Raw genomic sequence first — 25,096 nt, 5'->3', positions numbered from 1 at the left:
GAAAAATATATCTGTAACAAGCAATTGATAAAAACGCTTTCCATGGATACAATGTAAGGGCCTGAGCAATTGCATTTCTGGAAGGGGGAGTCAGAATGGCTCAGATCATGTTTTTACCGTTGGACGAACGACCGTGCAATTACGCTTATCCGTTGCGAATCGCACAACAAATGGCGGACATCAAGATGATCGCGCCGCCGGCAGACATGCTATCCCATAAAAAAACACCCGCCGACACCCAGACGTTACGCCAATTCGTTTATGACCACACCTGGCGCAGCGACGTTCTGATTCTGCCGACAGAAATGCTGCTGTATGGCGGATTGTTACCATCGCGGCGACATCACCTGACGGCCGCCGATCTCAGCGGATATCTGCATTATTTACGGGCAGTGCGCGATGCCGCGCCACGGGCCAAGATTTACGTGTCCAGCCTGATCATGCGCACCCCGCAGTACAACAGCAGCGATGAAGAACCGGATTATTACGCCGAATGGGGCAAGAAGATCTTTGATTACGGCGTGCAATTAGATAAAACCGGGCAAACGACCACCGAGATCCCGGCGGACATCATCCAGGACTATACGACGCGCCGCCAGTTCAACCGGGAGGTCATCCTGGCCCTGCTTCAACTGGTGCACGAGCGGGTGATCGATTTTATGGTGATTCCCCAAGATGATTCCCATCCATACGGTTTTACCGCCATGGATCAACGTGTCATTTATCCTCAGATCAACCAACTGCGCTTGAACAATCGCGTGCTGGTCTATCCCGGCGCCGATGAGAGCGGGTACGAGTTACTCGCCCGCGCGGTGAATCATCTGCACCACCAGACCCCGAAGTTCTATCCGTTGTATTCCTCGATCCATGGCCCATTAGTCATCCCGGCGTATGAAGATCGGTCAATCGGGGAAAGTCTCAAGTCCCACATCCTGGTGACTGGCAGTACGCTGGTCGGCACGCCACGGGAGGCCGACGTGATTTTGGCCTACAACACACCGGTTAAGACCCAGCAAGAAGCCGCTGACCAGGATCACGCCGATATCAGTATGGCTCGGGAGCGCAACCTGCCCTATTTTGTCGATACCATTCGTCGCTTCGTTAATGAAGGGAGAAAGGTGAGTATCGCCGACAGTGCCTTTGCCAATGGCGGCGATCGCCAGTTGCTGACGATGCTGGCGGATCGGCCCAAATTGCTGCCGCATTTGCTGAGTTACCGGGCGTGGAACACCAACTGCAATACTCTTGGCAGCGTCCTCAGCGAGTCAGTGATCGGCCGAGAAATTCCCAACCAGCCGCGTTTGGCTAACCTCGTGGCGACGCTGAGCGATGATGTCTTTTATCAAGCTAGTATCCGCGCCGAGTTGACCCAGACGCATCAGCTCAGCGCTTCTGATCTTGGCAAACACCAAAATATGGTTGCTCAAGCTACCCGGGAACGTATCGTGACCCTATACAGGCAGACAGTGCAGCGCAGCGGTCTACCGCCCCTGAAGAAAGCGCAAGTGAGCGTCACTTTTCCTTGGCAGCGCATGTTTGAGATCAACTGCACGGTTCAATTAAAGGAGGAAACCAAACTATGACAATACCTCGTCCAGAACATCCGCAACCCCAACTGGTCCGCCCCGACTGGCTGAACTTGAATGGCCAGTGGGATTTTTCCATTGATGCCGGCAACAGCGGTCGGGAGCGCCGGTTCTTTGCCGACCATCAATACGAACAGAAAATCACCGTGCCATTCTGTCCGGAAAGTGAATTGAGCGGCGTGCACCACCAAGACTTCATGCCCGCCGTGTGGTATCGGCGCCAATTTCAAATCACAGAAGCCCAGGCGGCTCAAACTACGCTGCTCCATTTTGGCGCCGTGGACTACGCCTGTGAAGTTTGGGTCAACGGGCAAAGCGTCGGAACCCACCGCGGCGGGTATGCCTCTTTCAGCTTCGATATTTCCGCCGCAGTCAAACTGGGAGAGAACACCGTCGTGGTATGGGCGCAGGATGAGGTCCGTACGCCGGGACAGCCCCACGGCAAACAGAGCACGACCTATGCCTCCCGCGATGTGTTCTATAGTCGGGTGACCGGCATTTGGCAAACTGTCTGGTTGGAATTTCTCCCCCGGACGCACATCGTTAACGTACAGTATTATCCGAACTTGGCGGGGCAAAGTATCGGCGTGCAAGTGCAACTCAAAGGTACCGCCAGCCTGACCGTTGATGTTAGTTATGCCGGCCAGTCCTGCGGTACCGCCACCGTTCAGGGGCAAACGGGCGTCGTCACGCTCAACGTGCCGCTCACTGCGCTGCATCTCTGGGAGGTCGGCCATGGTCGGCTGTATGATGTCACGCTCCACTATGGTGCCGATCAAGCAACCAGTTATTTCGGCATGCGGGATATTCAGATCAAAGGCAACCAGTTCCTGCTCAACGGCCAGCCGGTTTTTCAGCGGCTGGTATTGGACCAAGGCTACAATCCCCAGGGCATTTATACCGCCCCCACGAATCAATTCCTGGCCGACGATATTCAGCTGGCCTTAAGGGCTGGCTTCAACGGCGCTCGGTTGCACCAGAAGGTCTTCGAACCGCGCTTCCTCTATCATTGTGATCAGGCCGGCTTCATTGTCTGGGGCGAGTATGGCAATTGGGGCACGGACGTGGATGATGCCAGCGCCCTAAGCCACGTCTTGCCAGAATGGCTGGAAGTGGTTCAGCGGGACTTCAATCACCCATCAATTATCACCTGGTGCCCTTTCAATGAAACGTTGCAAAATCGCGACCGGCCCACCGGGGATATTTTGCTCCAGACGATTTATGCGTTGACCAAACAAGCCGACCCTACCCGGCCGTGTATTGACACCAGCGGCTTTACCCACACGGTGACAGATATTTACGATATCCATGACTACATCGGTGACGGGGATGAATTGGCGGAGAAATACGGCACATTGGCCCAAGGTGTTCTGCCGGATGTCCGCCAGATCAACGGTCAAGGCGACGCGACGAAACCAGTACTGCTCAGTGAATATGGCGGCATCCGCTGGTCCCCAGATGATTCCGGCTGGGGTTATGGTGATCAGCCCCGCAGTGTGGCGGACTTCATCGCCCGCTACCGCGGCATCACCAATGCCTTGCTCAATAACCCGCAGATGTGCGGCTTTTGTTACACCCAGCTCTACGATGTGGAGCAGGAGAAGAACGGATTGTACACGTATGATCGGCAGCCAAAATTCGATCTGCCGACGATTAAAGCAATCACGTCGGCGCCAGCAGGTTATGAGGGCGCACCACTCTAGTATTCCCACTGTTTCTTGCCAGCTAATGCCCCTGGCAAGCACTTTTTTGAAGCTAAATGGAAAAAATATCTGTTTAAATTTATTGCAAAAATGATTTCCCTATGCTATCTTAAACATGTGAGCGGTTTCATTAAGCAACGTTACCGAATCGACGATCTGGGGAGGTTGGTCGATGGTCCTCGGTGGTGTCCCGGAGGCGCATAGGCGCGTTTCTCCTATGCCAAGTTTTCTTGCAGGTTTAGGCATTGGCGTGAATTCTAGAACCCGCCAGTGATATCCAATGCACTCATTAGTCTGTTGTATTTCAGAAACCCGAATGGGGAGGTATTCAAAAATGAAAAAGCACTTGATTCTGACGGCATTAACCGCTGTCTCCGCCGCTTTTCTCCTTTCTGCCTGTGGTTCCGGTACTGGTAATAAGACCAGCTCCGGCAGTGGCGGCGGCGAAAAGACGATCACGCTGCAAATTGGCGGTAAGGAAGATACGGAGCCGACATCGCAATATATGCGGTCTAAGAAGTGGGCCACAGACTTCAATAAGGCCCATAAAGGGAAAATTCAAGTCAAAATTGCCAGCGGCCGTGACCCGCAAGATACATTGACTGCTATTTCGGCCGGGTCCACACCGGACATTTTCTCCAACTATTGGAATAACGTCCCGCAATGGGCATCATCCCACGCCATCTTGAACCTGACTAAGTACATCAAGAAGTCTACGGTCTTCAACAAGGATGACTTCCTGCCGTACGCGACGAAGATGGCTTCTACCCCTGAGGGTGTGCAATATGCCGTACCCAGTTACACCGAGTCGTCAGTCCTGATCTATAACCGGACGATGCTCAAGGAAGCAGGCTATAGCGAACCGCCTAAGACCTTGGATGAATTGGTGGCCATGAACAAGAAGATCACCAAGACTGAAAACGGTAAATTGACCCAAGCCGGGTTCATTCCGGACCAGCCGTGGCTGGATAACGTCGCCTGGCCGGTAGCAACCGGTGCGCAATGGGTGAATAAAGAAGGCAAGGTCACTTTCGACACAGCTAAGATGCGCAAGGCATACCAGATTCAAGTCGACATCATCAAGGACTTGGGCGGTTATAAAGCTGAGCAGCAATTCGTTTCTTCCATCGGTAAGATTCAGGAAGCATCCGACCCGGTATTGAATGGCAAGATTGCCATGATGCTGGTGCCTGACGGTTGGTTGGCCGCTTACTACAAGTATGGCAAGAAAGTCGACTGGGACGTTGCGCCGTTCCCGAGTGATTCCGGCGAAAACATGATCACCATCGGCACTTACTGTATCAATGCCAAGACCAAGAATCCGGATGCGGCATGGACGGTTCTGGAAGACTTCACCAGTGAAAAAACACTGAAGAAGTACTTCTTGGATGGCGACTTTAACAACGGCTCCATCTGGGCCCGCAAGAGTCTGATCAACGCGTTGGCGACTTCCAAGAAGTATCCGGCACAAATCAGAACTGTCGCGAAGAACTTGGAAACAGAGAAGCTGCGCGGTTTCGCCATCACGTCCTATACCAACGAGTATTTGGACGAAATCACGAAGGAAATGTCTGATGCTTTAGCTGGCCGGCAATCCGTTGCGGATGCCGCCGCCAAAGTACAAAAGACAATGGAAACCAAAGCGAAGTAACGGCCAGTACAGCAGGGCGATAATTAAACGCTGAGAGAGCGGGACAACTGTCGGTAGCCCTCGCATATTAAGGATAGCGACCCCTCTATCTCGGTTCTTAAAAGATATAGGGGCCGCTATTTTTATCGCCAGACCCTGGGTACTGCCAGTGATGGGAGAGTGTATACGATGACCGCACCGAAAACTAAATTTTGGAAAAAATCCAATACGGAGGAAAACGGCATTGGCCTGTTGTTCTCCATGCCTTGGATCATCGGGTTTATCGCCTTTCAGCTATATCCGATCATCCAAGCAATTTATCTGAGTTTTACGGAATATAACCTGTTCGATGACGCCAAATGGGTGGGCCTGAAGAACTATGTGGACATGGTGTCTGACGCGAATGTCTACTTAGCCCTGCGCAACACCCTGTATATGGCCGTGATCGGCTTGCCGATCACGATCTTGGTCTCCATTGGCATTGCGCTGCTCCTCAACTTCGGCATCAAGGGTTTGTCGTTCTTCCGAACGATTTACTATCTGCCCTCCATTGTGCCGCTGGTGGCCGCCGCGTCTGTCTTTATTTGGGTGCTGAATCCTGAGTTCGGACTGTTTTCCCAGGCGTTATCGCCGTTCGGAATCACGGTACCGTCCTTCATTACGGATCCGGCCTATACCAAGCCGGGGTTAATCATCATGGACAGCTGGCGCAGCGGCCAAACCGCAATCATTATTCTGGCGGCGTTGCAAGCTATTCCCCGGACCCACTATGAAGCCGCTGATTTGGATGGGGCCAATGCGTGGGACAAGTTTTACCACATTACCCTGCCGGGGATTTCACCCACGCTGCTATTTGTTTTTATCACCGGTTTGATCGGCAGCCTGCAGTACTTCACCCAAGGGTTCGTCTTTTCTTCCATTTCCAACGGCGCGTCCAACATTGCAGGCTACGGTCCGGCCGGGTCCTTGCTGTTCTATGCGACGTATCTCTATAACACCGCGTTTAAGTATATGAAGTTCGGCTATGCCAGTGCGTTGGCCATGGTACTCTTGGTGCTGATCATTATTCTCACCCTGATCACCTTCGCTATCTCCCGCAAAGCCGTTAACTACGCGACGGAATGAGGGGGATCACAATGAATAATACAACAACTGCTAACCACCTCACCGCGTTGAAGGTTAAGAAAGTCATCAAGCGGACCATTCCCTACATTATCATCTCAATCGTGGCGATTGTCTTCGTCATGCCGCTGTTGTGGATGATCAACACTTCGCTGAAGTCTTCAGCGGAGGTGTTTTCCACCACCTCCGGCTTCTTCCCGCGGGTCCCGCAATGGGATAACTACGTGAAGGTCTTCCAACGGATGCGGATCGGGCTGTACCTGAAGAATACGCTGATCACCTCGGTACTGCCGACGATTGGCCAACTGATTTCAGCGCCGATGACAGCCTATGCCATTTCGCTGATCAACTGGAAGGGGAAGAAGATTCTATTCCCCATCATCCTGTTGACGATGATGATTCCGGTCCAAGTGACGCAAGTTACCTTGTTCGGGATCTGGTCCAAGCTGAACATGGTCAACACCTTCACGCCGCTTATCCTGCCGGCCTTCTTTGGCGAAGCATACAACATTTTCCTACTGCGGCAATTCATGATGGGGTTGCCTAAGAGTTTGATTGAAGCAGCGAAAATCGACGGGGCGAGTCAAACCCGGATTCTGTACCAGATCATTTATCCGTTGTGTAAGCCGGTATTGATCACGATCGGGCTGATGACCTTCATGGGGGCGTGGAACGATCTGATGACGCCGCTGATCTATTTGTTCGATAGCGACAAGCTGACTCTGGCGGTGGCCCTGCAACGGTTCCTGACGGATGCTAATAAGCAGTGGGAACTGCTGATGGCGGCATCGACGATCTTCACAGCGCCAATCATTGTGCTGTTCTTCTTCGGGCAGCGCTACTTCATTGAGGGAATCGTCACATCTGGATTGAAGTAAGTACGAGAAAGGGTGGTCTTATGCTGGACTACGATAGTCCTTTGGGGCGGATTTTTTCCACAGTCGCCAATTTGTTATTGCTGAATTTCATCTTCATTTTGACCGCACTGCCGCTGATCACTGTCGGCGCCAGCTTGACCGCCCTGTATACCGCGACGATCAATTTGGTCCGGCAAGACGGAGAGTCGCCGGTCAAGGTCTACTTCCGAGCTTGGAAGAAGAATTTTGGCCGCAGTACCTTGCTATGGCTGGCAAGTCTCATGGTGTTGGCTGTGATGGTGCTGGATGCGTTATTTTTCCGGCGTATCGGTTTCCCAGGGGCCAGTCTGCTGTTCTATTTTAGCGTCGTCTGTATCATTGCGTTCCTGGTCGTGCTGACCTATCTTTTCCCGGTGCAGAGCACTTTCTACACCACGTTTTGGGCGGCGTTTAAGAACGCGGCACTATTCCCCCTGGCTTTTCCGGTGGACGCGCTGATCCTGTCTGCGATTACTTTTGTACCGGTGGTCCTGCTCTTGACTCACTTTGCGCAATTGTTGATTGGGTTCTTAACCCTCTATGTGTTCATTGGTTTTTCGCTTCAGGCCTACATCAACGCGTTTATTTTCGACAAGATCTTCAAACAATACACGGGGGCCGTCGGCGGTAAGTTTGCCGTGAAGCGCTAGGGGGTGGATCAATGCAGTTACAGGAGTTGTGTCAACGAATCGATATGCCGGAATCGGTCACGACCCAGCTAGTCGCAATCGACCGGCAGCGGGCAGTGCCGGTGAGCCGGTGGCAGGCTTTTTACCGCGGCCTGGCCGAATTTGAGCCTGATGAGGCGTTTTATCACAAGCTGCTGGCCGTCGCGCCCGATGATGCGTTGGGGTTCAACGTGCTGTGGCAGTCGCTGAATTTGGCACTGCAGGCCGCTGACATTTACCGGCAGCGGAGTATTGCCGATGAGATTTACGCGGCTACGATGGGCTTCTTTTCCCGGACCGTCAAAGAAGGGCTCTTGGAACAGGGGACGTATTGTTTTCCCACTCGAACCTGGGGTATCCGCCAATTGCAGTTGCGGGAGTTTCGGCTGGGCACCCTGGAATTTGAAAAAACACCGACAGGCGTCATTGAGATCCACATTCCTTCGGATGCTGATCTTGACCAGCCCCAGCGCTTGGCGGCGTATGCCCAGGCGCGGCAATTCTGGGGTCCGGCGTATACCAATTATGAGTGCTTTTCGTGGCTTTTGTCCCCAGTACTCAAGCAGATTTTGCCGGCAAAATCGCATATTCTGCAGTTTCAAAGCGATTTTCGCATTGAACGGTGGGACAAAGAACAGGGTGATTACCGTAAGTGGATTTTTCATAATTCGCAAGCGCCAATCGCTAATCTCCCGGAGACCACATCGCTGCAACGCAGTGTAAAACAATTGCTGTTAAGCGGGGAAACGATTGGTGCCGGGGTGGGAAAATTAATCGTGTAATTGTTAGTCATGATTCAAGGAGGAGACAACATCCATGAAGAAACTGTTGGCATTCTGCTTACCATTGGCTTTTCTTGCACTTGGCGGTTTAGCCGCCCCGGCGAAGGTAACCGCCGCTGATTCAAGCATCACAAATGACGATCGGGTCACCCCGCAGCAAATCACCACTGTGCTGAACGGGTCGGCAACTGATCCCACGAAGGAGGCCGTACGCTTGACCCAAGGTGCTGGATACACTACGAGCATTAAGAGTGCGGCCCAATATACGGACACCGACACAAAAGAGTTAACCGATGGCGCAGTGGCCACCGACCAGAATTTTACCGATCCGATTTGGTCGGGTTACGCAACCAATGGTCAAGACTTGGTTGTGGAAATGAACTTAGGGAAGGACGTGGCCGATATCAGCCGCATTGGCGCGAACTTGGCCCTGGACCAGGATGCTTCAATCGGTGTACCGGCAACGATGGAAGTATGGGCTGCTAATGCCCAGCATGATTACGCCTTGGTGGGTAAAAACATCCCGGCGGCAGACGCCAAATTGCCCGCGGGAAATACCTATACGGCTGCTGTGACGCTCCAGCAAAGTATCACCGCTCAGCGCATTAAACTGGTTTTCAAAAATCCGCGCCATGCGTGGATTTTCTTGTCGGAAGTTTATGCGGATAAATTGACTGGTGTGGCGGCGGATCCCATGGAACCAGCCAATTGGCCGGGGTATCACTATTATCCAGAAGTGACATTACCGATGACCAATGGGAGTCAAACCACCGACCAGAACCCGCAAGCGACCGTTAATTTGGCGGCCGGGCTGCACTATGGCGTGGCTGAAAAAGCAACGCTCAATGGCCCCGACGCCGTACCTTGGTTCAATTCTCTGCCGGCGGCGACGCCGGCATATCCTAACGATGCCAATCTCAGTCTGACGGACGGCAAGTACGCGGCCAAGCCGGATATGGGTGACGACCCGCTACAGCCCTGGTTCCGGTTTACCTGGGGCGAGTCGCGGGATGTGTACTTTGATCTAGGCCGGGAGGCCGCTGTATCCGGCGTGAAAATTGGTTTTCTGAAGCAAACATCGAAGGGCATCCGGCTGCCGCGCAACGTTGATGTGTATTTATCCAACGACGGGCAGAACTGGATGCCAGTGTTCTACGGTAAGGATTATCAGAGTAAGGATGCAGACGCCATTGTGCGGCGTACGGATAACTTTGATAAACCCTATGCGGCCCGGTACGTGAAGATTGAGTTCGAAGTGGCCCCGCATATTTATACCGATGAGATTGAGATCCTGGGCAAGCAGTCTACGGCTGGGGCGAGCACGCTGACGCCGCAGCCAGAGCCGCAATATCCTAACGCCTATGCCTCACCGACCAAGTTTGGCTTGCAAAACACGATGTTGGCTTATATTCCTGGTGATCCCAGCGATAAGCAGGGGGTGCCGCGAACGGTTGACTGGTACAAGCCGTATACAGCATACATGCAAAACGGCCAGATCAAAGACACGATGTTTGATTCCTTCTTGATGCTGCCGTATCTTCATTTCCTATATGATGGTGAAAATAAACGGCCGTTGACGAAGAAGGATTGGCAAGGCTACATCACGAATCAATTTGCTGACCAGTACAATGTCAGTGCGTTGAATCAAGCGGTGGGTGAAACCAAAGCGGCGCTGAATAAGCCTGATTATCAGGCTTCAGTGATCTTGCCGCTGTTTTATCCGGTCCAATCCGTCAAAGATTTCGGCATTGTGAATGGCCGACATTTAAATTTTGCCAACAAACAGGATCGTTATTTGGCGCTGCAGTGGATGGTGGATGAACAGTTGAAGGAATTCCAGGCGAAGGGTTACAAGAATCTCAAGCTGAATGGGTTCTATTGGTTCACCGAAGAATTAGACAACGGCGATCCTGAGATGGAAAGCATTTTGCAGCAGCTGACGAATTATGTCCGGGAGAAGGGTTACATGACGTCGTGGATCCCATACTTCCAAGGCAGCGGCTACCAGCGCTGGCAGGAGATGGGATTCGATTTAGCAATTTATCAGCCAGGATATGCCTTTGATGCCTCAGTACCTAAAGCGCGGCTGTACGAAACGGCCGCTAAGGCAAAACAGCTGGGGATGGGGACGGAGTTCGAAGTGGAAGGCGTGACGCCGACTTCAGTGACCCGCTTTAAGGATTATCTTTATGCCGCTGCTCGGAACGGTACCATGACGGATGCCGTGCATATGTATTACCAAGGCAGTGTGGATGGTGCAGTTTATGACAGTTACCAGTCCAAGGACCCGTATCTGCATTCTTTATATGATGATACGTACAAATTTGTGCATAACCAATTCACGACAGCGGTGGCAGCGCCGACTACTCAATGGCTGACCGGCAAAGAGAACGGGACGATTTCAGGCACGATCACAGGCACCCCGACGACCGCAATCAAGGGCTATCAGGTGGTCCTGGATCCTAAGTTTGGGTCCGTCAGTCTCACGGCGGATGGGCATTTCACTTACACGCCGATCAAGGGTTACGTTGGGTCAGACAGTGTCTCGGTCATCTATGACTATGGCTATCAACAGAGTGCTCCGACGACCATCACGTTTAACGTACAGTAAGTAATAGAAAGGACGGAGGATATGGTTGACCAAACACCGCGCTATGTACGGGTCCAGAATGCGGCGAATGAGTGGGAGGGTCTGACCCAAGACCGGAGGAACCACTGGACGAATGCGGCATACACCGTGGCGATCGATGAACATTCGGCAGTCACCATTCGGGCAGCCCAGCCGATCCAACGCATCCAATTGGAATGGGCGGCGGATTTCACCGGCCCTTGGCTGTTTCTCGGCGATGCTTTTGAACGGGCTTATGGCGATCTGCATTTCGCTCCGCTGGACGAAGAACGGATCTGCCATTGGTCCATGGCGGCTCGCCAAGGTGCGCTGACGCGGTGTTTTGGCGTGGCGGTACAGCCCAATGCGCTGTGTGCCTGGCAAGCGACGGCCGCTTCCGTGACATTGTGGCTGGATGTGCGCAATGGGACGGATCCGCTGGATCTGCATGGGCGGGTCCTGGACTGCTGTACTTTGGTATTGCGGGAGTATCCCGAGACCGACACTGATTATTCGATGCTGCATGCATTTGCCCGGGCAATGTGCCCGATATCGCGCCACAGTGATGAGCCGATCATCGGCATCAACGACTGGTATTATGCTTACGGCACCAATACGGCGGATCTGATCATCCAGAACGCGCAGTTGGCCGCGGCGCTCGCGGACGGCCTGGGGGTTAAACCGTGGGTGCTGATCGATGACGGCTGGGAGAGTGCTTACGATTCGCAGACGGAGTACAACGGCGGCCCGTGGCAGACCGGTAATGATAAGTTTGGCGACATGGGCAGCGTGGCACAGCAAATTAAGGCCGCGGGGGCTCAGGCCGGTCTTTGGTTCCGGCCGCTGCTGGTCCAGTCAGCGGCAACGAAGACGATGGTATTACATCGAGACCAGGATAATCTGTTTCTTGATCCCAGCCATCCCGCCGTCCGCAAGCAGGTGGCCGCCGACATTCAGCGTTTCACTGAATGGGGTTTCAAAATGATCAAGCACGACTTCACCACTTATGATATCTTTGGATTGCAGGGAGTGGCGATGGGCTTGAACTACTTTGCCCAGCCGACGCATTTCTACGACAAAACCAAGACGACGGCGGAAATCATTAACCAGTTCTATGCCGCGATTCGCCAGGCGGCGGGAGCAGCGTTGATCATCGGCTGCAACACGATCTCGCACCTGTCAGCGGGCGTCTTCGACATTATGCGTGTCGGCGACGATACCAGCGGCCGCCATTATCAGCGCACCCGCTCCCGCGGGGTCAATTCATTGGCCTTCCGGCTGGCACAGAACGACGTGTTCTACCAAGCAGATGGGGACTGTGTGGGCATTTCAGACATGATTCCTTGGGTCGAAAACCGGAAATGGCTGCAGGTGTTGGCCCAGACCAAGACACCGCTGTTCATTTCCTGTGATCCCACGGGATTGACGGCAGAAATGCAGGCTGACATTCGCCAGGCTTTTGCTCAGCGGATGCAAGCCCAGCAAGACGGCGGCAGTGTGCCCGCCGGGTTGGCCGCGGGTCTGTACCCGACCCGGTGGCGGAATCCGACTACCGGCCAAGTAACTGATTTTGCCTGGTTCGACACCCCGCGCCAGTTTTACGCCAGCTTCCCATACTATTGAGAAAGAAGTGTGCATGCAGTGACAACACAGCAGCAAATCACCGGGGACAAGTATCGGTTTACGGTACTGACCCCCAGCTTGATTCGCATGGAATATTCCGAGTCCGGCCAGTTCGAGGACGGATTGACCCAAGTGGTGATCAATCGCCAGTTTCCTGAATGTGAGTTTAAAGTGATCGACTATCCGGATCGGTTGGATATCGTGACTGAATTTCTCCATGTCCATTACAACAAGCAGCCGTTTTCTGGCGGCGGGCTGTACGTCGAATTGTTGAAGAGTGCCAGTTATTGGGAACAGACTTGGCATTACGGCCAAGCCCTGGATACCTTGAAGGGAACTGCCCGGACGCTGGACGGCGTCAACGGCGCGATCCCGCTGGGGGACGGTCTGGTTTCACGGACCGGCTTCAGTATCTTGGACGATTCTGAGTCGCTCTTGCTGGATAATGCCGCCAATGACGGCCAGGGCGCGGTGAAGCCGCGGCCGATTGCGGAGCAGGATTTCTATTTCTTCGGCTATCAAGACCGGTATCTGGAAGCCCTGCACGATTACTACGTCCTCACTGGCTTCCCACCACTGGTCCCGCGCTTTGCCCTGGGCAACTGGTGGAGCCGCTATTGGCCGTATACAGAACAGTCCTTTACCCAGCTGATGGATAAGTTCCGGGACTGGCATATTCCCCTGAGTACAGTTTGTATCGATATGGACTGGCACTTGGTGGACATTCCAGCGCAATACGGCAACGGCTGGACGGGTTACAGTTGGAATAAGAAATTATTTCCGGACCCGCCTAAGTTCTTGCAGTCCCTGCACGATGACGGGTTGAAAGTGGCCTTGAATGTCCATCCTGCTTCCGGGGTGCGGGCTTACGAGGATGCTTATCCGCGCATGGCCAAACGGCTGGGGCTGGACACGAAGAATGAGCAACCGGCCGATTTTAACCTGATCGACCCGAACTTCCTCAAGGCCTACTTCGAAGACTTGCATCATCCCTTGGAAGACGAAGGCGTCGACTTCTGGTGGATCGATTGGCAGCAGGGGACGGAGACGGGTCAAAAGGGTCTCGATCCGTTGTGGCTGCTGAATTATTATCACTACAATGACAGTGTGCGCCGCCACGGCCAGGATGCGCTGATCCTGTCGCGCTATGCCGGACCAGGCAGTCACCGCTATCCCATCGGTTTCTCCGGCGACACGTGGATCACCTGGGATTCGCTGCAATTCCAGCCATACTTCACGGCCACTGCGTCCAACATCGGCTACGGCTGGTGGAGCAATGATATTGGCGGCCACATGGCAGGCCAGCGGGATGAAGAGCTGGAGCTGCGCTGGATGCAGCTGGGCGTCTTCAGCCCCATCAATCGGCTGCATAGTTCATCGTCGCTGTTCATCAATAAAGAGCCGTGGACTTTCTCCGCACCTTATGATCAGTACATTGTTCAGGCGCTGCAAGCCCGGCACCGCTTGCTGCCGTATTTGTACACCCACGATGTCCGGGCCCACGAAGAAGGCATTCCGCTGATTTTGCCGGCGTACTATCAAGAACCGGGCAATGACGAGGCGTATCAAGTGCCCAATGAATACTTCTTTGGGGAGAAAATGCTGGTTGCCCCGGTGACGACGAAGCAGTCGCCGGAATACCGGATGGCCAAGACTAGCGTTTGGCTGCCCAAGGGAACCTGGTATGATTTCTACCACGATTGGGCTTATCAGGGGGATACGACCCTTGATGTGTATCGGGCGCTGAACGAAACGCCGGTGTTTGTCCCAGCCGGGGCCGTGATCCCGTTGACCGCAGCAGATGAAGCGACTCAGTTCGGGGCAGCCTTGCCAGAAACGATCGAATGGCATGTCTTCCCGGGCAGCGGCCAACAGCACTTTACACTGGTGGAAGACCAAGACGGCCAACGCTGCACCTCTACGGTGACAGTGGATTGGACGACGGAACAAGTGACGCTGACGGTAGAGGGTGATACGGCGGTGCTGCCCAGTAATCGGCAGCACGTGATCGTCTTCCACGGCGGGGCCGTGGCGGCGGATAGTACCGACCAAGCCGCGATTACCGCCGGTCAGTCGTTATCCTTCATCGGTTTCCCGGAGGATCGGACGGATGACTTGCAGGACGAGGCGTTGCGCCGCATTAAGGCGGCATGGACGAGTACACAAACCAAGGAGAACGTGTGGCGGATCATGCAGGGCGACGGGTCACTGCCCCATAAGCTGAATGCGCTGCGCAAGGCGGCCGATCCGTTCTTCGTGGGGATGATGTATGAGCTGCTGTATTGTCAGGAATCACAGGAAGTTTAAGTTAAATCATTAAAGTGATCATTTTTGAAAGTGGGGACCGTGATCAGCGAAGATCATGGTCCCCACTTTTTATGTTGATCACAGTGTGCATGCGCATTAAAAAGGCTGGCTCATTATCGATAGGGAGGATTCTTATCGGTAATGGGCCAGCCCTTTAGCGATGCTATGCAGAAAAGTTTTCTTTTACCCAATTCTGAAACAACGTCGGCCAGATCGCCACCTGCGGGTCAACTTCTGTTCCCTTGGGCGTTCGAGTTTCGTCCGTTGCCAGACTCAACCCATGGCCGCCGTTGGGGAAAAGGTGCAGCTCTGCCGGCACCCCGGCAGAGCGCAGCTTTTGCACAAACTGCAGTGAGTTCTCAGCTGGGACTAAATCATCGGCCATGGTGTGCCAGAGAAATGTTGGCGGTGTCTCGGCCGTGACGTGCAGCTCAGGACTGACATCGTGCAGCAAGGTCGGATTGTGTTTCTCCGGCCCGAGCAGATGGTCAATGGAGGACTGGTGGGTATACTGGCCAGCAGTCAGGACAGAATAGGCCAGGGCGAGACCGCTGGGCCGCAACAGGCGCGGATCGCTGGCCGCGTCTTGCAATACAGGGGCCGACCACATCGTGGCCAAGCTGGCCGCGAGATGGCCGCCGGCGGAGAAGCCCAGGACGATGATGCGGTCCGGGTCCACGTGCCACGCGGCGGCGTTGTGCCGGATCAGCAGAATTGCTTGGGCCGCTTGGCGCAGGGCGGTGGGGTACAGTGCCGGATAAACCGAGTATTTCAAGATAAAAGCATGATAGCCCATACCCAGGACCTTCAAGGCCACTGGTTCTGCTTCCCGGGGCGAAATGAACTCGTAACCGCCGCCAGGAAAGATCAGTACGGCCGGGCGAACGCGGTCGCTGCCCATTTCATGATTATTGTCAATGACATAGCCCGTGAATTGGGCGGTGTCCGGGCCTTCAGTGATGACTTTTTGGATATAGTGCACTGCCGCAGCGCCTGCTTTCTAAAGGAATTTTACCGAGGATGAATGACCGAGATCGTCCGCGCCATGTCGGCCGCGTGCGCCGGATCGCGGAGCAGATAAACGGACAGGACGTCAATCAGGTACATCAGCGAGAACTGGGAATTGATGAAATTCTCCCGGTTCAGGAACAGCGCATTATACACCAAGACCGTGATTTCACTGGTTTCGGTCAGCTTACTCTTTTGGAAGCTGGTGAACGAAATGATCGTCGCACCCTGCTGGCGGGCCAGCTGCGCGGCCTCAATGACTTCCACGGTGTTCCCGGAGATCGAGATGCAGATGACCAGGTCTTTCGCCGTAAGCAGGGAGGCAGCAATTTTCATACTGTGGGAATCGGTGCAGGCGAAAGCCGTTAACCCCATCCGGCTTAAGCGCGTTTCGAATTCCTTGGCCGTCAGCCCGGAACTGCCGATACCGTAGACGTAAATTTTGCGGGCTTGGGAGATTTTGGCCACTACTTGGGTAATGGTCTCCTCGTCCAGGCGTTCGACGCTTTTGTTGATCACGTGCTTGTAGAATTCGTTGATCTGCTGCAGTGTGTCGTCAGAATTGGCGGCCGGGACCGGCCGCTGTTCCGTCGTGACGACGGCCAGCTGGATTTTAAAATCCGCGTAGCTTTTACAGCCGATTTTCTGACTGAACCGATTCACCGTCGCGATGGACGTGTGGGTGACTTGGGCCAGTTGAGTAATTTTCATTTCCCGGACGTCCCGGGGGTGATTGACGACGTAGAGCGCCACGGCGCGTTCTTTGGGATGAAATGCGTTAAACGTGCGCTCGATCGTCTTGAGAATGTCCATGTCCATACGCCGCCTCTTTCTGTAAATAGTGGTAGAGAGCCCCATACATCCCGGCTTCGTTGCCTAGGGTGGCTGTCTTCAGGGCGGTGGCCGCGTATTGCTGCGCGGTGAGCCGCTGGCGAAACGCCGCGTCCAGCAATTGGCCGAACTCGGGGGCGCCTTCGATGATGCCGCCGCCAATGATGAATAATTCGGGATTCAGTAAATGATTGATATTGACGAGTTCACTGGCGATGCCGTCCAGCCAGAGCCGCACGGCGTTTTGCACATCTGGATTGCCGTCACGAAAGGCGTGCACGACCTGATAGCCGGTGGTGAAGGGCTGATTGGCAGCGTCCGCGGCCCGGTGGATCAGGGCCTGCGTGTTGGCGTAGGTTTGGAAATCCTGGCCGTTTTGATTCACGTAACCCACTTCCCCGGCACCGAAACTGGCGCCGCGGTAGAGCTGGCCGTTGATTAGAATGGCGCCGCCGATGCCGGTACCAATGGTCATACAGAAAATATGCTGCTGGGGATAGTGATTGCGCCACAACTCGCCGAGCAGGGCACAATTCACATCGTTTTCGACCCAGCAGGGGACACCGGTGCTGTTCTCAACACTCTGTTTTAACGGCGTGCCCGTGTAACCGGGAATCGTGTAGCCGGCCGAGACGATCGTGCCGGTGTCCGGATCAACTACGCCCGCACTGGCGATGGCGACACCGGTGATACCAGAGTGGTGGTACGCCTGGTAAATGGTCCCGGCTTGGGCGGCAATGTGATTGTCCGCAGCCGTCTTTTCCGTCGGCGTTTCTTGTACTGCGGTGATGCGCTCACCGGCTTCAGTGAACAGAGCATGTTTGATCGTCGTACCGCCAATATCCAGCGCAAGCAGGGCCATGGTCACGCCTCCTGTTCTTCCGGCTGATCAATGGCCGCAACAAACCGTTTGGTGATTTGCTGCGGGCGGGTGATCGCGCCGCCGACCACCACAGCGAATGCCCCGAGATCCAGGGCCCGCCGCGCCTTTTCTGGCGTATCGATTTTGCCTTCGGTGATCACCGGTTTCGTGACCGCTGGAATCAGCTGTTTCAAATAAGCAAAGTCGTTGTCAGCAATGTTTTGTCCCTGGGTCTCGGCCGTGTAGCCGTGCATTGTCGTGCCGATGATATCGAACCCCAGCTGTTGCGCCTGCAAAGCTTCCGTCACTGTTGCCGTGTCGGCCATCAGCAGAATCTGGGGATACTTGGCCCGGGCATAGGCGATTAATTCCGCCAGCGGCATTTCCGGACGGGGATGGTTCGTGGCATCCATGGCAATGATTTCCACCCCGCAGGCAGCCAGCTGGTCAATTTCCAGCGACGTCGGCGTGATGTACACCGGTGATCCCGGATACTCCCGCTTGATAATGCCAATCATGGGTAAAGAGACCACCTCCCTGATCGCCAGAATATCGATCATTGAGTTGGCCCGGATCCCCGCCGCCCCAGCCGATTCGGCGGCCTTGGCCATACGGGACATGATATAACTGCTGTGCAACGGTTCATCAGGCAATGCCTGACACGAGACAATCAGGTGGCCTTTGAGTGTATTCAAGTCCATGATCAGACCCTCTTTCCGCTAAGATGCATTACACCGCGTGCTGCGGGTAATGGCAAATAACCTTGTGAGCGGTCATTTTGTGAGCGGTTAAGGGCGCAAAAACTGTGTTACGCCACAGGTTTAAGATACCATATGGAAATGATTTTTGCAATAGTATTGTGATGGATATAATTTACATAAGTGGGAAATTGTAGGGCGTTTACGGGATTTCCAGTTCTAAGCAAAAAGGAAGCCAAACGGTGAAAGATTCTATGGTATTATCGACACATCATGTATCGAGGGAGAAGTCGAATGGAATTAGGGGAGTTTTTCCGGCAGCAGCGGCTGGATAGCAATTTGACGATTCATCAGGTGGCGCATGGCATTATTTCCGACGCGGCGTTGTCCCGTTTTGAGCGTGGGGAAAATGAGCTGAGCACGCAGTCTTTCTTGCAGCTGTTGCCGCGGTTGAGCGGCAATCCTGATTATTTACAATATGAGTATACCATTCTTGATCCAACCGATCCGCTGGCTAGCCCACGCGGCACACTCAAAACATATCATGATTGGGGCCTGCATTTGCTGGCGCTATTCGATAAGACCGGTTGGCCTTATTATCGGTTGGCGGGAATTGAACGGTTGATCATTACGGACATGTATACGCAAAAGGGAGAAGCGACCCGGGACATGGTTGAGATTGTTCTCACTCATCTTAACCAGATCCAACCGTGGGGCACATTTGAAGTTCGGCTGGCGTCTAGACTCACCCGTTCACCGCTGCTGGAACAGGAAGAACTGCTGCACTTACTGGAACAATGTTTGAACGTGGCCCGGCAGCATGCCACAGAGATGGAAATTGCTTGGTCAGAATCGCCGTTTGCTTATGCTGTCATTGCGTGCCAGGCAATCAGTATTGAGTTACTTAACCGAGATCAATTTACAGCAGCAATGAAAGTGGCTCATGACATTGAGCAGCTGCCGCTGGATCAAAATCTGAGTCTCTTGCACAATCAAGCCCGTACGCGCCTGTATTTGGCTTACCACGAGCATCCTGGAGAGGAAATCAATAATCAGTTCCTTGCCCTTACCCAAGCATGGCAAGCAACCAGGTTTGCCGAAATCGGTCAGAAAAATCTTGCTGGCTGGAAGGATTACGTAAAGAAAGAGAATCGAAAACATGAAGATTGAAGAAACATTCAAACAGCTCCGTCAAGAACGCCAACTCAGTCTGCGTCAAGTGAGTGTTGGTATTGTCTCGGCCAGCACTCTGTCACGTTTTGAGCAGGGAAAAACGCACTTGTCAGCGGTCACCTTTATTCGGTTGCTGGATCGGATGCAGGCAGACTGGTCAGCCTTTACGTTGGTGAACAAGGAGGCCGTCGGTAATCTACTGCAAACGGTGTTGTACTATGCAGATCATGGTGATAAAGAAGCAGTTGAAAATTTCCCTACAACAATTGAAGAGATGGGGAAAGAAGAAAACAGTTCTGAGTACCATGCCCTGTGTGACTTGCTGCTAAAAAACCGTTTTAAAATGGAGACTTCAACTTTCACCAAGTCGCTTTCCGAAGCGATGGCTAAGGTGCTTGATGCAACCTCATGGTCTGCCTTTGTCACGGTTTTAGCCAAGCAGTTGATTTACGCTGCCACATTACAATCATTACCAACGCTGCTCAATGCAGTTGCGGAGCAGTTACAACACGAAGGCTCACACCCGTCCGAACTTTTTTCTATGAGTATTTTTATTCTTTATCAAGAGGGCGTATTACGATTGTTGCGGGCTGACTGGATAACTGCCGCACGAACCGCTCTTGATGCTATTCATTCAGTTTTGCCGTTGACTGCTGAGGAGGCGTTCACCTCTTCTATTGTTAAGGAAATTCTTGCTAATGCTGAAGGCAAAAATGCCGTCAGTTTTAAGCAGACGGCATTGACGCTGAACTTTTTTTTGCTCTCTCGGGCAGATAGATATTTGCATGCACTGGTACCGCAGATTGCGCCGCTGATGAAACGGCAGCATTTCAGTACTGACTTATTTGATGTAGAGCAACTTTACGCGAACTATGGTTCTTCATCGTGATTATATGTTGAGTAAAAGCAGTTGGTTATTGCGGATCGCCAGGAGCCTTAATGTGGCCATCATAGAAAACATCCCATGATTCGCCGTTTGAATTCGTGAATCCCCAGGCGGCAGTACCCTGGGAAATTTGGACACCATCTGCAAAAATCTGGTCGAACGTAGCACCATCGTTTGAGGCTAACCAATTTCTCAAAATTGTTTCAGCCTGTGCCTCGGTCATTGTGGTGGACGTTGAGCTACTGCTGGTTGCTACTGATTGTCCTGCGTTGTTTTGGTTGCCACTGTCTTGATTTTGATTGGCGTCGTTTGTTGAATCATCGCTGTCGGCAGTGTCGTCACTGTCATCCGATGAAGCGGAAGATGACTGACTTTCTTGGTGTGGTGTATTGATCTTGATCAGCTTCTTATCCTTCAGGTTAGCCGAGGTCACACCATCTTTGCGAAATGCGTAGTATGTGTAAGCAAGGGGGTAATGCTGGTTTAAATACAGAAAGATGCCAGCACCGACCAAATATTGGTCGTTGACGTGGCTGAATATCTCGGTGACTTTCTTCGTCTCGCCTGGCCTTACGGTGAGCAGACCAGTGAGTTTGCTGACTTTTTTATCCTCGGCGTCTTCAAAAATCATGAATTTGCTGCGGTCAAATTGGACGATCTTGTTGGTGCGGTTTGTTACCGCCATACGAATGGTATCGTCTTCGCCTGGTGTCGGATCTCCAGTGCTGTCTTCGTTGGCCTTGAAGGCAAAGATGAGTTTGGCTCGGTCTGCTTTTGAGAGATCGGTGTAGCATACTTCTGGAACGGTTTGCTTACTGATTTTGCTTGTGGTGTTTGTTTTTGGTGTTCCGTTTTTGTGGATCAGCTGGCAGCCGGTCATGACGAAAACGCCGACCAATAAACTGAAGAGAAGCAGGACAGATCTTCTTTTCATGTGATTATCTTCTTTCGTTTCTTTCTGCTGCTTGATTGCTGCGCACGGCGGCCACGATCATGGTGACGATGATCGATACGAAAATGCCAGTGAGAATGTTTTCTACCCAGCTCATTCCAGCAATGTGCGAAATGATTACCACAATTAATACAGTCACCCAGTAGATCAATTTATCGTCTGCGGGATGGGTATTATTGCCGGCTTGTGTTTGTGGCACAGATTGATTGGATTGTCTTGTGGCAGATTGCTGGGGTGCTGCTTGGTTAGGCTGGGAAGATGGCTGTTGGTCAATGGCCAATTTATGTCCACAAGATGGGCAAAATTTAGAGCTCTCCTGAACTTTAGCACCGCAATATGGGCAATAATGCATGAAATCACTCCTTAAAGCTTGAATGGCCATAGAATGTAAAACTATTACACAGCGTGATGATTGTAGTTGCGACGACTTTTTCCTTACGAAGAAGTCGCTATGCTAGGCAATCACGCGATATCGGGAAAAACTAATTAGAATCTTGAACATTGTAGTTGTCATCGTAATCATCATAATCGTAGCTTTGACCCTCTTCTGCATTGTCATCATTGAACGATTTTGGAAGCACTTTCTCATACCGGGCGCCGTCATCATCTTTATCTACCCCTAAGCCAATAGAAAAGTAGTTATATGCGCCGCTGCTATATTGCCGCGCCACCACTCTAATTATGTAAATAGGATGGCCCTTATACTCAAAAACAAATCGACCAGTGTCTTTATTCTTCATCACAATAATGGTGTTGGGTGACTCTCCTGGTTTGCCTGCAATTCCTGCGGCAAGCTGACCCAATCCGCTATATGTTTGAATATCAGCATTTGCTTTTGAATTTTCTCCTGCTAAAGTCAGGATTTCGTCTGTTGTATTATAGCCATCAGGCAGTGAATTGCCAGGATGAAGGAGAAGTACCGTACCAAAGCCAATGGCAAAGATCAAGACGACTAGCCAAAATGTCGTTTTATTACTGCGATGCAGAGCACTTGGACTATTCGTGGTGGATTGTGTAACTGTTTGAACTGGGGAATCCTGAGTTGGCTCGGACGTAAAATCCGGATTGCCAGTACTTCCGGATGCGGACCCCGTGTCGGCTTCGGAGCCGGCCGATTGACTGTCGGTAATGTTCTGATTATTTGGTGTCGGCGTGGGGATACTGGCCGGCGGGGTTGTAGGCGAATCGGATATCAGGTTTGCTTCGTCCGTGGCAATACCCAGTTTGGCCCCGCAGCGAATGCAAAATTTAGCTTGAACCACATTATGATAACCGCATTTGGTACAAATTTTGATCATGATTGATTTCTCCTTCCAAAAACCAGAGTGGCGCAGATATCTCCAAACATACGGCGAAGGCTCTTTTAGATTTCGTCTTATCCAATGATGCCACTATGCTTTTCCTCCTGAGGGCGCTTGCATACCCTGTTTCCGGGCCTGAATCTCCGCCAAGCCTTCCCCCATGAGGTTATAGAGGAGCGCCCAGCCGACGACGGTGACAGTAATGATTGTGAGTAACTGGCTGTCGAGAATGACGGTCGCCTTGTCCCAAACCGCATGGAGCGCAATGGCCGCGGCCAGATAGCCGAGAAACTTTCCCTGGACAAACGTTTTACCGTCCAATGGGGCATTTCTCTTCACGGCGACCAGCGCCGCGCCGGTGATGGCGGTCCAAACCACGTGGCTGCCAACGGCGGTAATGGCCCGCAACAGAGCCACGTCCAGCAATTGATCACCGGCGTTGTAGATGTAACCGGCCGTTTCAAAGGCCGCAAAGCCGGCGCCGATAGCGGCCCCAATGAGCATGCCATTTAGGATATAGGAATAATTGCTCTTCTTAACGAAGTAGGCAACGATCAGCACTTTTCCCAGCTCTTCGGCAATGCCGATGCTGATGGTGTCGCCCCAGGTGAAGGTGCCGTAGTACTGTTCCTGAGCGGAAAAGGAGACGAACTGGTAGAGAAACATGGTGACCAGCAGCGAAAGCACACCGCCAAGGACAAATACTTTGAGGGTTTCGTAAAAGCTGATGTTTTTGTAGGCATTCATTTCGAAGAAAAACACCAGTGCGCTGAGAGGGACGGCGAAGGCCCCGGTTAAGATCACGCCGGGAATCATCAGTGCGTTGTTGTCGCTAACGGCCACAAACAGGAGACCGCAGAAGCTAACAGCGAATAGGGCAAAGACGCGGGCAAACAGCCACGGACGCCCCCAGTCCGATTTAACAGCACTCAATGCGGGTGTTGTCCGTTGTGTACCCGCAATGAAGATTTCTTCTGCTTCTGCCTGGCTGTGCTTTTGAAAGACTTGGGAAAAGACGAGCTTCATTGTGGCCGCCGCGGCCTTGGATGACGTCACGAATTGGTCTGTCGCCGAGGGAGTTGATGGGACAGACATCGTGGGGACCGGGCGGGGTTGGGACGTGTTGGCGGTCGTTGCGGCAGTCGTATGCAAGCGATAGCCGCAGTTTGGACAAAACTTTGCACCGGGTTTAAGCGGCTTCCCGCAATTCGGACAGAATTTCATACTGATCACCTCTTTAGTTAGCATCCAGCAAGATGTGGGAAAGTTTCTCACCCAGATTGCTTTCTGCTTCGATTTGTTCGCCGGAATGGCCATTTTGCGACATGACGACAGCGACGAAGACGTGTCGGTCGCCTTGGACAATTGCCGCATCATTTTCCACGCCGTATTGCCCAAATTCACCAGTTTTGTTATAGATGGCCGTGGCATTGGTGATTTTTGCCGGCAGCTTTTCGTGGTTTTGATTGTTTTTCATAATGGCCATCATTTGGTTATCGGCCTCTTTGCTGATGAGCTTGCCGTTATTAATTAGGGTAAGCGCATCGCCTAGGTCCTGTACGCTGGTCATATTGTCTTTGCCAGCAGCTAAGGCATCGGTATCCATCATCTTGCGTTCGAGCACAGTATCGGGGAACCCAAGCTTTTTGATTTCTTGGTTGACCACATCGAGACCGCCCAGATAATCGATCATGACATTGGCTGCCATATTGTCTGATTTCTCCATCATGTGATCCATCACCTGACGATAGGAAAGGGGCGTGCCATCCGGCATGTTCTGCATATCGCCGGTGCCGCTGACTTTGTCGGCGCCAGCTACGGTATATGTATCCGCCAGATTGAGGTCACCATTTTGTGCCTTGGCAAACGCCGTCACCATGATGAAAATCTTGATAATGCTGGCCGCTCTTTGCGGTCGATTGTTCTGTACAAAGTGTTTTAGATGGAGCTCGTCAGAAGCGGACACAAAGACGGAATTATCACCCGGAATCTGGCCCATTGTTTGGTTCACCGCAGCTTGTACTTCGTCGTAGAGTTGGGTGTTATACGACTTTGAGGAAGAGCTGGCTTTCTCGGAAGAAGAGGAGCTGGCTGCTGCCTTGGTTTTACGCGCCGGAGACTTGCGGGTGGTTTTGGCCACTTTCGTCGTTTTTGGTGCGGCGGACTGGCGGAAGTATCGGTTATAAACCACCCAGCCAGTACCGGCCATCAGCGCGATGAGTACAATAATAGCTAGAATAGCGGGAACTTTCCGATGGTTGGCAGGCGTGGCTGCTTGGGGAGGGACAGGCGGCTGATTGGGTGGCGTGTCCGGTTGCGGGTTGTCCATGTCAGCAGCATTTTTGTCTGGACTGGACTGATTCGGTGCGAGTGGCGCAACTGGTCTGGCTGGCGTGTCTGCCGGTGACGAATCCATGGGTTGCGCCGGTTCTGGCTCGGCGTCGGTAAATGCGTAACCGC

Annotated in this window: 21 protein-coding genes; 12 read left to right on the top strand and 9 right to left on the bottom strand. The window is 52.8% G+C overall.

Features of this window, described 5'->3' with window-relative positions:
* The first annotated feature begins 95 nt into the window (after nucleotides 1-95).
* The 10 genes from FMM01_RS11220 (at nucleotide 96) to FMM01_RS11175 (ending at nucleotide 14,925) form a co-directional block, all read left to right on the top strand.
* Complete coding sequence (locus tag FMM01_RS11220) at nucleotides 96-1,583, top strand: DUF4127 family protein (RefSeq protein ID WP_150392578.1); 1,488 nt, start codon at nucleotides 96-98, stop codon at nucleotides 1,581-1,583.
* The gene (locus FMM01_RS11215; protein WP_150392577.1) at nucleotides 1,580-3,289 is read left to right on the top strand and encodes a glycoside hydrolase family 2 protein; all 1,710 of its coding nucleotides are present in this window, start codon (nucleotides 1,580-1,582) and stop codon (nucleotides 3,287-3,289) included. Before FMM01_RS11220 ends, FMM01_RS11215 begins: the two co-directional genes overlap by 4 nt.
* A gap of 334 nt (nucleotides 3,290-3,623) precedes the next feature.
* Nucleotides 3,624-4,940: an ABC transporter substrate-binding protein gene (locus FMM01_RS11210; RefSeq protein ID WP_150392576.1), complete on the top strand. Its 1,317-nt coding sequence runs from the start codon at nucleotides 3,624-3,626 to the stop codon at nucleotides 4,938-4,940.
* A gap of 168 nt (nucleotides 4,941-5,108) precedes the next feature.
* Nucleotides 5,109-6,044 carry a carbohydrate ABC transporter permease gene (locus tag FMM01_RS11205; RefSeq protein WP_027828230.1) on the top strand — a complete coding sequence of 312 codons (936 nt, stop codon included), beginning with the start codon at nucleotides 5,109-5,111 and terminating at the stop codon, nucleotides 6,042-6,044.
* Nucleotides 6,045-6,055: 11 nt separating this feature from the next.
* Nucleotides 6,056-6,919, top strand: coding sequence for a carbohydrate ABC transporter permease (locus FMM01_RS11200; RefSeq protein WP_150392575.1), 864 nt, complete (start codon nucleotides 6,056-6,058; stop codon nucleotides 6,917-6,919).
* Nucleotides 6,920-6,939: 20 nt separating this feature from the next.
* On the top strand, nucleotides 6,940-7,587 hold the full coding sequence (locus tag FMM01_RS11195; protein WP_027828232.1) for a YesL family protein: 648 nt from the start codon (nucleotides 6,940-6,942) through the stop codon (nucleotides 7,585-7,587).
* A gap of 11 nt (nucleotides 7,588-7,598) precedes the next feature.
* Nucleotides 7,599-8,387: an acyltransferase domain-containing protein gene (locus FMM01_RS11190; protein WP_150392574.1), complete on the top strand. Its 789-nt coding sequence runs from the start codon at nucleotides 7,599-7,601 to the stop codon at nucleotides 8,385-8,387.
* 34 nt (nucleotides 8,388-8,421) lie between these two features.
* Complete coding sequence (locus FMM01_RS11185; protein WP_150392573.1) at nucleotides 8,422-10,998, top strand: DUF4855 domain-containing protein; 2,577 nt, start codon at nucleotides 8,422-8,424, stop codon at nucleotides 10,996-10,998.
* Nucleotides 10,999-11,019: 21 nt separating this feature from the next.
* Nucleotides 11,020-12,618: an alpha-galactosidase gene (locus FMM01_RS11180; protein ID WP_150392572.1), complete on the top strand. Its 1,599-nt coding sequence runs from the start codon at nucleotides 11,020-11,022 to the stop codon at nucleotides 12,616-12,618.
* 18 nt (nucleotides 12,619-12,636) lie between these two features.
* Complete coding sequence (locus FMM01_RS11175; protein WP_150392571.1) at nucleotides 12,637-14,925, top strand: glycoside hydrolase family 31 protein; 2,289 nt, start codon at nucleotides 12,637-12,639, stop codon at nucleotides 14,923-14,925.
* A 163-nt stretch (nucleotides 14,926-15,088) separates the two neighbouring features.
* Here FMM01_RS11175 and FMM01_RS11170 read toward each other — a convergent pair whose 3' ends face one another.
* Genes FMM01_RS11170 through FMM01_RS11155 form a run of 4 tightly spaced genes read right to left on the bottom strand, consistent with a single transcriptional unit; the run spans nucleotide 15,089 to nucleotide 18,327 of the window.
* Nucleotides 15,089-15,907, bottom strand: a complete 819-nt coding sequence (locus FMM01_RS11170) for an alpha/beta hydrolase (RefSeq protein ID WP_223849933.1) — start codon at nucleotides 15,905-15,907, stop codon at nucleotides 15,089-15,091.
* 29 nt (nucleotides 15,908-15,936) lie between these two features.
* Entirely contained in the window at nucleotides 15,937-16,752 is an 816-nt protein-coding gene (locus FMM01_RS11165) for a MurR/RpiR family transcriptional regulator (protein WP_051225223.1), read from the bottom strand.
* The gene (locus tag FMM01_RS11160; protein WP_150392570.1) at nucleotides 16,712-17,626 is read right to left on the bottom strand and encodes an ROK family protein; all 915 of its coding nucleotides are present in this window, start codon (nucleotides 17,624-17,626) and stop codon (nucleotides 16,712-16,714) included. Before FMM01_RS11160 ends, FMM01_RS11165 begins: the two co-directional genes overlap by 41 nt.
* A 2-nt stretch (nucleotides 17,627-17,628) precedes the next feature.
* Complete coding sequence (locus FMM01_RS11155; protein WP_150392569.1) at nucleotides 17,629-18,327, bottom strand: N-acetylmannosamine-6-phosphate 2-epimerase; 699 nt, start codon at nucleotides 18,325-18,327, stop codon at nucleotides 17,629-17,631.
* A 291-nt stretch (nucleotides 18,328-18,618) separates the two neighbouring features.
* Between FMM01_RS11155 and FMM01_RS11150 the strand changes: the two genes are divergently transcribed.
* Together FMM01_RS11150 and FMM01_RS11145 are read left to right on the top strand one after the other, a co-directional pair.
* Complete coding sequence (locus FMM01_RS11150; RefSeq protein ID WP_150392568.1) at nucleotides 18,619-19,494, top strand: helix-turn-helix domain-containing protein; 876 nt, start codon at nucleotides 18,619-18,621, stop codon at nucleotides 19,492-19,494.
* Entirely contained in the window at nucleotides 19,484-20,386 is a 903-nt protein-coding gene (locus tag FMM01_RS11145; RefSeq protein WP_150392567.1) for a helix-turn-helix domain-containing protein, read from the top strand. Before FMM01_RS11150 ends, FMM01_RS11145 begins: the two co-directional genes overlap by 11 nt.
* 25 nt (nucleotides 20,387-20,411) lie before the next feature.
* Here FMM01_RS11145 and FMM01_RS11140 read toward each other — a convergent pair whose 3' ends face one another.
* The 5 genes from FMM01_RS11140 to FMM01_RS11120 all read right to left on the bottom strand — a co-directional run bounded on the left by FMM01_RS11140 (nucleotide 20,412) and on the right by FMM01_RS11120 (nucleotide 25,052).
* Entirely contained in the window at nucleotides 20,412-21,317 is a 906-nt protein-coding gene (locus FMM01_RS11140) for a hypothetical protein (protein ID WP_150392566.1), read from the bottom strand.
* Between the two features lie 4 nt (nucleotides 21,318-21,321).
* Nucleotides 21,322-21,687: a zinc-ribbon domain-containing protein gene (locus tag FMM01_RS11135; protein ID WP_190973349.1), complete on the bottom strand. Its 366-nt coding sequence runs from the start codon at nucleotides 21,685-21,687 to the stop codon at nucleotides 21,322-21,324.
* Between the two features lie 130 nt (nucleotides 21,688-21,817).
* Entirely contained in the window at nucleotides 21,818-22,633 is an 816-nt protein-coding gene (locus FMM01_RS11130; RefSeq protein WP_150392564.1) for a zinc ribbon domain-containing protein, read from the bottom strand.
* 93 nt (nucleotides 22,634-22,726) lie between these two features.
* Nucleotides 22,727-23,860 carry a PrsW family glutamic-type intramembrane protease gene (locus FMM01_RS11125; protein WP_150392563.1) on the bottom strand — a complete coding sequence of 378 codons (1,134 nt, stop codon included), beginning with the start codon at nucleotides 23,858-23,860 and terminating at the stop codon, nucleotides 22,727-22,729.
* Nucleotides 23,861-23,873: 13 nt separating this feature from the next.
* A complete protein-coding gene (locus FMM01_RS11120; protein WP_223850067.1) occupies nucleotides 23,874-25,052 on the bottom strand; it encodes a serine hydrolase in 1,179 nt (392 codons plus the stop codon).
* Between the last annotated feature and the right edge of the window lie 44 nt (nucleotides 25,053-25,096).

It is taken from the genome of Schleiferilactobacillus harbinensis, from assembly GCF_008694105.1.
GTDB lineage: Bacteria > Bacillota > Bacilli > Lactobacillales > Lactobacillaceae > Schleiferilactobacillus > Schleiferilactobacillus harbinensis.
Note: the sequence above shows the minus strand (reverse complement) of the source record. Positions and strands in the feature narration are given on the sequence as shown.